Origin of the sequence: Desulfofundulus australicus DSM 11792, assembly GCF_900129285.1 — a bacterium.
Taxonomy (GTDB): domain Bacteria; phylum Bacillota; class Desulfotomaculia; order Desulfotomaculales; family Desulfovirgulaceae; genus Desulfofundulus; species Desulfofundulus australicus.
Window position 1 is genome coordinate 37,844 of the sequence record NZ_FQUW01000023.1, and the last position, 7,824, is coordinate 45,667.

Annotated in this window: 8 protein-coding genes and 1 pseudogene; 1 reads left to right on the plus strand and 8 read right to left on the minus strand. The window is 57.4% G+C overall.

Annotated features, from left to right (window positions below):
- Window positions 1-86: 86 nt before the first annotated feature.
- Window positions 87-1,682 (minus strand): murein biosynthesis integral membrane protein MurJ, encoded by a 1,596-nt coding sequence (murJ, locus tag BUB44_RS09780; RefSeq protein ID WP_278247942.1) that lies wholly within the window; start codon window positions 1,680-1,682, stop codon window positions 87-89.
- Window positions 1,683-1,884: 202 nt separating this feature from the next.
- Between murJ and hepT the strand changes: the two genes are divergently transcribed.
- Window positions 1,885-2,250: a type VII toxin-antitoxin system HepT family RNase toxin gene (gene hepT, locus BUB44_RS16115; RefSeq protein ID WP_073165764.1), complete on the plus strand. Its 366-nt coding sequence runs from the start codon at window positions 1,885-1,887 to the stop codon at window positions 2,248-2,250.
- Here the strand turns inward: hepT and BUB44_RS09790 are convergent.
- The 7 genes and pseudogenes from BUB44_RS09790 to BUB44_RS09820 all read right to left on the minus strand — a co-directional run.
- Window positions 2,145-2,747, minus strand: coding sequence for a hypothetical protein (locus BUB44_RS09790; RefSeq protein WP_207545644.1), 603 nt, complete (start codon window positions 2,745-2,747; stop codon window positions 2,145-2,147). The genes hepT and BUB44_RS09790 overlap by 106 nt on opposite strands.
- Before the next feature lie 14 nt (window positions 2,748-2,761).
- Window positions 2,762-4,426 (minus strand): S-layer homology domain-containing protein, encoded by a 1,665-nt coding sequence (locus tag BUB44_RS09795; RefSeq protein WP_073165766.1) that lies wholly within the window; start codon window positions 4,424-4,426, stop codon window positions 2,762-2,764.
- Between the two features lies 1 nt (window position 4,427).
- The gene (locus tag BUB44_RS09800) at window positions 4,428-4,757 is read right to left on the minus strand and encodes an outer membrane protein assembly factor BamB family protein (RefSeq protein WP_073165768.1); all 330 of its coding nucleotides are present in this window, start codon (window positions 4,755-4,757) and stop codon (window positions 4,428-4,430) included.
- Window positions 4,758-4,787: 30 nt separating this feature from the next.
- Window positions 4,788-5,168 (minus strand): PIN domain-containing protein, encoded by a 381-nt coding sequence (locus BUB44_RS09805; RefSeq protein WP_207545645.1) that lies wholly within the window; start codon window positions 5,166-5,168, stop codon window positions 4,788-4,790.
- A gap of 32 nt (window positions 5,169-5,200) precedes the next feature.
- On the minus strand, window positions 5,201-5,440 hold the full coding sequence (locus BUB44_RS09810) for a YlcI/YnfO family protein (RefSeq protein WP_073165774.1): 240 nt from the start codon (window positions 5,438-5,440) through the stop codon (window positions 5,201-5,203).
- Between the two features lie 230 nt (window positions 5,441-5,670).
- Window positions 5,671-6,858 (minus strand): outer membrane protein assembly factor BamB family protein, encoded by a 1,188-nt coding sequence (locus tag BUB44_RS09815; RefSeq protein WP_073165776.1) that lies wholly within the window; start codon window positions 6,856-6,858, stop codon window positions 5,671-5,673.
- A gap of 621 nt (window positions 6,859-7,479) precedes the next feature.
- Window positions 7,480-7,824 (minus strand): annotated as a pseudogene (locus BUB44_RS09820) (DUF4351 domain-containing protein); the annotation flags it as partial.

Genomic DNA, 7,824 nt, shown 5'->3' on the forward strand with positions numbered 1-7,824 from the left:
GCGGCGGCCAACCCCGGCACTGCGGGGCGGCCGTCGCCCTCTTGATTTGCGGCCCAATGGCAGCATCAGGGAAGGAACCGCACTTCTTACGCCTTTCCTCTGGCTGCCGGGCGGAAACGGCACAGGATGTTCCGGGCCAGTTCCAGGGCGTAGTATACCTCGCCCACCCGCAGCAGCCAGCAGCTCAGGAAGTAAAAACACCCCCCGGCAGCGATAAGTACCCCCAGGCGCAGGCCCTGCAGCACAAAATCGCCCGGGCTGTCACCCATGAATTGCCCCACCAGCCCTTCCAGCAGCGGCCAGCCCGCCAGAGCCAGGCCCCGCCCGTCCAGCCACCACACCAGTAGCCCCATCAGCAGGGAGGCCACCAGAACACGCCCCACCTGCCCCACCAGGACCCTGCCGCCGATATGTCCCAGCCGGCGGCGGAGCAGCCAGAACAAAAGAAGGCAGCCCACCCCGGCGGCAGCGGAAGTGGCCAGGGCCAGCCCGGCCAGGCCCAGGTACCGGACCAGGATCAGGTTCAGGGCAATGTTCACGGCTACAGCCGCCAGGCCGGTGGTCATGGGAGTCCAGGTATCCTGCAGGGCGTAAAAGGCCCGGTTGAGGAACTCCCGCCACATCAAAAAAAGCAGGCCGGGAGTGTAAAAGAAAAGGGCCACGGCCGTCATGGCGGCGTCCCGGCTGTCAAAGGCGCCCCGCTGGAAGATAAACCGCACCAGGTCTTCCCGGAGAACCATCATGCCCACCGTCAGGGGAACCAGCACAAAGGCCAGCACCCGCAGGCCCCGGACCAATCCGGCCCGGAACCCGGCGGCATCCTCTAAAGCCCTGCGCTCGGTCAAAGCGGGGTAGAGGACGGTAATCAGGGGGACGGCAAAAAGACCCTGGGGCAGGTTCAAAACCCGCTGGGCGTAATTCAGGGCAGAAATACTGCCCTCGGCCAGGCCGGAAGCCAGCATGCGGTCCACAATTACGTTCAGCTGGTTTGCCCCCACCCCGATCAGCACCGGCCCGGCCAGCCAGAGCATTTTTTTCAAGGCCGGGTGGCGACGGTTGAAGACCGGGCGGTAGGTGATGCCCCGCCGGTAGAGGGCCGGCACCTGGATGAAAAACTGGCTGGCCGTGGCCAGCACCGTGGCCCAGGCCACACCGGCAATACCCCCGTAAGCCCCGGCTAAAAGGATGCCTGTGATCATGATGATGTTGTAAGGGATGCCCATGAAGGCCGGGGCGGCAAAGTGCTGGTGGGCGTTGAGCACCCCCTGGGCCCAGCCCACCATACCCATGATCACCACCATGGGCAGCAGCACCCGCACCAGCCGGGTGGTAAGCTCCGCCTGCTCCGGGCCGAACCCCGGGGCCAGGATGACCACCAGCCAGGGAGCCGCCGGTATTCCCAGCAGGGCGACGACCAGCAGGATACCGGTGACGGCATGGAAGCAGGTCCAGATCAGTTCCGGCAGCTCGGGCCTTTTCTCCGCCCGGTGCAGGTACTCGCTGAAAAAAGGAATGCCCACCGTTGTAATGGTGGTGCCCACCAGGCCGAAGAGAAGAACCGGGATGATCATGGCCACCAGATAAGCATCGGTGGCCGCGCTGGCGCCGAAGGCCGCCGCCAGGACCGCTTCCCGGCCGAAGCCCATGATTTTGCTCAAAATGGTGGCGCCCATGACCAGCACCGTGGCCCGGGCGATCCGTCCTCCGTCGGTCAGTGTGCTAGTTCACCTCGTTTCCAGCAGCGTACGGGATGTTTAAAATGTTCTCCACGGCTGGCTTTCCCTTCCGGTCATAATTCGGCAGGGGGCCGGCGATTCCTGCCGAAAATAGGAGCAATTCTGTAACGGCTGGCTGTCAGGATAGCCCCGCTGACAACCGGAGGGGGTGAATTGTCTTCAGCAGCAGGTAAGCTTAAAGGAATTGAAACAAAACAAAATAATCAGGCGATACATTGAGCGAACCCTTCACCTGGCTGTTGAAGCCTGCCTGGATATCGGCAACCATATTATTGCCGACTCTCAGCTTCGCGAGCCCCAGGACTATAAAGACATCATGGTTGTTCTTACGGAAGCGGGGTTTCTTCCCCCTGCCAGGCTGGAGAACTTAAAAAAAATGGCGCAATTTTGTAACGTTATCGTTCACGATTACGCCAGAATCGACCCCGAAATCCTGTATGGGATTTTACGAAATAATCTCGATGACTTGCGCCTGTTCGCTGGCATGGTCAGGGACATGTTTTTGAAGGAGTAATAAGAGTGGGCGTAATTGCCTCCGGTGGCGTAAATGTTATGGGTAACAGCATTCAACCGGCTCCAGCCGCCCCGCTGCAAAAGGTATTTTAAAAGCTCTCTTTCCTCCTCTTCCAGTTCCCCCACCGCCTTTTCCAGGTTATCGCGTCGGGAAAGAAATTGCCGCAGTTGCTCTTCCCGCTGCCGGCGCTGCCGCGCGGGCTCGAAGCCGTAATATATGCAGGCACCCTCCAGCCAGTGGGCGGGCATGTTTTTCAACTCCCGGGAGAGGGGAGCGTCCACGGGCAGAGGTTTCTCTTCTATTTTCCGGCGCTCATCTTCCTCATACGCCCGCATAATCATTTCCGGCATTTCCGACAGGAGAACAGCATTTTCCTTACGCTCTATTTCCCTTTCCAGAGCTTCAAGCTTTTCGGCATGCTCCTTTTCAAATTCCGGATCATCGATTCTGGCCAAATACTGACGGGCTTTCGCCACCTCTCCCTTTTCCAGCATCACAGGTGCGAAGTATGCTATTCACCTGCAATCCGGATCTCCATAACCACGCCGGCTCCATCCAGCCACAGCTCAATCCGGGATTTGATGTACCGGTCCAGGTCGGAAAAGGCAATTCTGTTGCCCGAGGGATCAGTTACCCTCACCGCGGGGTCCACATCATACTCCCTGTCCTTTTCCAGAACAATGCGGTAAGTCCCTCCAGTTGTTTTGATGGCCTGCAGTTTGCCCGTTTGTTTTTTCAGGCCGGGACGGGAGGTTATCTTAATTTGCAGCACCCGTTCGTCCTGAATCTCCCCAGGGATGGGATCGAGGTAGGTAATTTCCACCCGGTCTCCCCGCATAACGCCCCCGGCACGCCGGTCTTCCCTGTCCACTATCCTGGCCCGGTCCCAGTAATCGAAGCGATCCGGGTTGCCCTTCTGGCTGGACCTGCCCAGCAGCCCCAGCGTTTTGCCGGTGAGTGTACCTACGGTACCCGAGATCTTTTTTACCTCGAGCAGGGTAACCCGCTTTACCTGGCCGCCGTCAAGCTCCACTTCCACGAAGACGCCCGGTTTGAGGGAGCGGAAATCCTGTTTGGCCCTTTTCCCCACCAGCACCGCATCCCAGGCCAGAGAAAAAATGCGATCCTCGCAGTTCAAATCGTTCAATACCAGCAGGTTATCTTCACCCAGGACTACGGACTTCACCGAACCGGTTACTTTCTCTGTATTACCTGCTGTCTTCCGTTCCTCCAGCAGGTTGACCCAGCGCACCTGCCGGCGGCCGTCCAGGATAACTTCCACCCGGTGGTTGCCGGCCTGGAGCAGCGTGCATTCCCTGCCGCCGGCGAAGCAATGATAATCTGGACTTACCCGCAACTTCTGCACCCCGGCCAGGGAGGTGAGCTCCAGTTCCAGGCCTTTCGGGTCCATACGCACACTGGAAACCCAACCCTCCAGCCGACGGCCCGCCGGCACTTTAACCCAGTTGCGGTCCAGCAGGCTGGAAAGAATGACCGCCATTTCAGCGCGGTTCAATATGTGGGCGGGACGGAAAGTGCCATCGGAATACCCGGACATGATCCCGGCTGCAGCCACGGCCCGGATGTAGGGTTGGTACAGGGCGGGTGCCCGGTCGATGTCGGGAAAGTCACCGGTGGAAGGGGCACTGCCGGAAGTGTCTCCCTCTTCCGGTACGGCCAGGTAAAAACTCCGGGCCAGTAAAGCGGCCACTTCGGCCCGGGTTACCGGTTTATCCGGATTAAAGGATGCCACCCACTCCGGGGGCAAAAATTCCTTTTTTACTGCCAGGGTAAAGGAATCCTGGCCCCAGGGAACGCGGGGGATAGGGCTTCCAGCAGGCGAAGGCGTGCCGGCAGCCTCAACGGTGTGCCTCCGGGTTCCCCGGCGGGCCGCCTCTGCCGCGGCCTTTTCGAAATCGCCCACCCGCATCACCAGGGCCACCAGCTCCAGCCGGGTGAGGGGGCGCTGGGGCCGGTAGGTGGCATCGGGATAACCCCGGACCAGATCCAGGGCGGCCAGGCGCAGGATATGGCTTCTGGCCCAGTGGTTCCGTATATCCTTAAACCATTCTGTTCCGGCCGACTCCCCCGCTGCCACCCGGGGAGGCAAAATGAACATAATCCCTGCAATCATTCCCGCCATCAGCAGGACAAACTGGAGATGAAATCGCCTCATATCAGGAACACCTACTTGAACGGCGCCAGGAATTGCCGGCATCCAGTATTTTGTACAAACTCCCTTTGTCTGTGACTGCGTACAGGTAACCGTCCGGGCCCACAAGCGGCGGCCTGTCGACAGCCCCGTCCAGATCCAGGTCCCAGATCAACCGCCCTCCGGTGCCGACCGCCAGCAGGCGTTTGTCGGAAGTTCCGGCATAAATCCTGTTCCGCCTGCCGTCCACCGCCGGGGCTGAAACCAGATTCAAGAGCGGCTGGTACCATTTTTCCTGCCCGGTTTGCGCATCCAGGGCATAAATACGTCCCCCGGCAGTGAAATAAAGCTGCAAACCACGTATACCCATAGAAACTAAACTATTTTACCAGCCTTTAATTACTAATTGTTCGAAGGGGTAGTGGGAAAGGTTTCTGGTAACCAGGACCAGGTTCCTGGAAATGGCCAGGGCAGCGTTGGTCACATCCGCGATGGCCAGGGTATAACCCCTGGAAAGCCACTCCTGCCTCAACCGTCCGGCCAAAGCCGCCTCTTCGAAAGTGGGAGTAAGGTAAAAGTAAAGTTCCCGCAGCATTTTCTCCACCTGCTCCTGCACCGGCTGCGGTACACCCGTCATAAATTCTGTGACCACAACGCTGGAAATAAAGAGATCTTCCTGGTTAATCTCGAGGAGCAGCTTTTCTGCCCTGACCCTTAAATTATTCCGCCGGCCCCGGTTTAAATCAATTAAAAAGTCCGTATCCAATAAAAATCCCGCTCTGTCATTTTCCGAAATCATTATTTTCTCCTTTCGTCTGCAGCCCTTAAGCGGTTAACAAAAGCCAGGGTGTCTAAATCGTCGGCGATAAAACCTTCCGCACCCGCGATATGGGCAAGACGCGCTTTGCGTTTGAGCTCTTTTTCGATGGCCGCGGCTATAAACCGGGAGCGATTCCCTTTACCCACCAGGGCGTCAATTTTCTGGACGATCCCCAAAGGCAACCTTACGGCTGTGATTTTAGAATTTCCAGTGGTCATTTACATCACACTCCTGCCCTGTATTACATTAAGTATAACATAACGAAGTAGGCCTTACAATCTCCTGCTTAATGGCGGGGCATGCGCCGCTTATGCCGTCCCAACCCCGGTTTTTATCCTGCAATTTGTTTGCCAAAGAAAGATTGGCGGAGCAATGCGGCGTGCTCACCGACGGCAAAGTTCAGAAACTGGTGCGCCGGGCAATTCTTTTGCATCTTGGATTTGCGTAACTAGGGATTGCCGGTATCCAGTATTTTGTACAAGCTCCCTTTGTCTGTGACTACGTACAGGTAACCGTCCGGGCCCACAAGCGGCGGCCTGCTGACGGCCCCGTCCAGATCCAGGTCCCAGATCAACCGCCCTTCGGTATTGACCGCCAGCAGGCGTTTGTCGGAAGTTCCGGCATAAATCCTGTTCCGCCTGCCGTCCACCGCCGGGGCTGAAATCAGATTCAAGAGCGGCTGATACCATTTTTGCTGCCCGGTTTGCGCATCCAGGGCATAAATACGTCCCCCGGCAGTGAAATAAAGGGTTTTATCCGGGGAAAGAACCGGAGCGGTCAGGTCGTCGAAGGGTATGGTCTGGCTCCAGGCGGGCCGGCCGCTGTCCTCCGGCCGGAAAGCATATACCTTCCCTTTATTCAACCTGTCGAGTTTCGACGGATTAACCGTTGCATAGAGAACGCCGTCGCCTCCCGGAACCAGGTGGACCTCCTTTATCTCTCCCAGCCAGTAACGCCAGAGGATTTTCCCGGCACCGTCCACAGCCAGCAGGGTCGATCCAGCCTGCCTGCGGCTGCAAACCACGTATACCGCCCGCTCGTCGCCGGCACAACCGTCAATTGCCCGGTCTTTAAGGGGGACGGCCCGGTACAGATCGCCGGCATCCCAGTGTAACAACGCCCATTTATACCGGCCAATGGTGTCCACGGCGTACAATGCTGCAGGCAGGGGCAGGTAAAGGTAACCCCGCGGACCTGAAGACAACCAGGCAGGCCCGGGTGCCGTGGAACCCTGGAAGGCACTGAAACTCCATCCTGCCGCCCCGTTAATTTTTATTTCCTGCACCACGGTACTCCCCGGTAAAAAAATAGAACCGGCGGGACCGAAAACCGGCCGGCCCATCCTTCCCCCCGCCGGACCGGCCGCCTCCCAGACCACCCGCCCCCGGGTGTCCACCGCCGCCAGTTTGTTGCCTACGGGGAGGTATAAAAGGCCGTTGGGGCCAACCATTATGTCCCCCGAAAGGCGGCCCACCCCGGACAACTGCCAGATAAACTGCGCCGGTTTCCCCTTCTGTTCGGCCGGGGAATAGACGGTCAGACCCTGGGCGGCCCGGGCGGGAGAAGGAACGATTAGATGAAAGATAAGCAGCCCAAGGACAAGCCGGGCTAATAATTGCTTCGGTACTCCACACATGCCGACCACCTTTTACTGGTTCAGTCATATCCCCAGCGTTACCAATCACCACCCGGAAACCGCAAGCTCCGCCGCGGCCAGCGGCGTCTCCAGGAGTCCGGCGTTTTTTAAGGGCACGAACACAGAATACGGGGGGAGAGAGTCCGCTTCTGATCTCAGTCTCCGGTTGGTTCCAGCGGGTTACTGATTCTCAACGTGGGGAAGGTGTATTTTTTTCGCCGGCAGCGGCGGTCTCTGCAAGTGCCGCCTTCATCGATTTCACCCCCCTGGATGCTTGCGGGGAAAGACCCTGACTGGCTCTTTCGCGGCATTATTGTAACATTTTTCCGTAAGGCGGGCAATGATTTGTGGGGTAAAAACGCAAAAATCATGAGAAGCTTGCCAGCATTCCTCGATATGAAAATATTAAATTTTAAGGAACTTAACAGGTGCGAAGCATGCGTCTCCAAGAGTCCGGCATTTTTTTAGAACACAGGATATTAAATCAATCAAAAAGTCCGTGTCCAATAAAAATCCGGCTCTGTCGTTTTCCTAAAAAGGGGCATTATTGGTCACTGAATAATCCCCATTTATGGTCACGGTCCAGGGCCAAATATGGGGAAGCCCCCCCACTAATATTTCTTAAGGCAGTTTATCTCCTTTAACGCCGTTATTGATGATGACCCGAGCTTCTTCCAGGGTGCTGGCGGCAAACAGCTGCTCCAGGATATAGTCCAGCGTTTCTAAATCGGTCATCCGCTCGACCTTTTGCTTCAAGCCGGCCGACTTATCCCCAAACTTACGGGACAGATATTTACAAATGATTTCCCGCGCTTTCTCCACACGCCCTTCCACACGGCCTTCCGCACGGCCTTTTTCATGCCAGCTGGTGGTTATTTGCATAATGGCGTCAACCTCCTTTTTGTCCATTTTACCCAATTCACGGTAAAGTTGTTCTTCTTCCTCGCGGTTCAGCTTCAGGTAGGT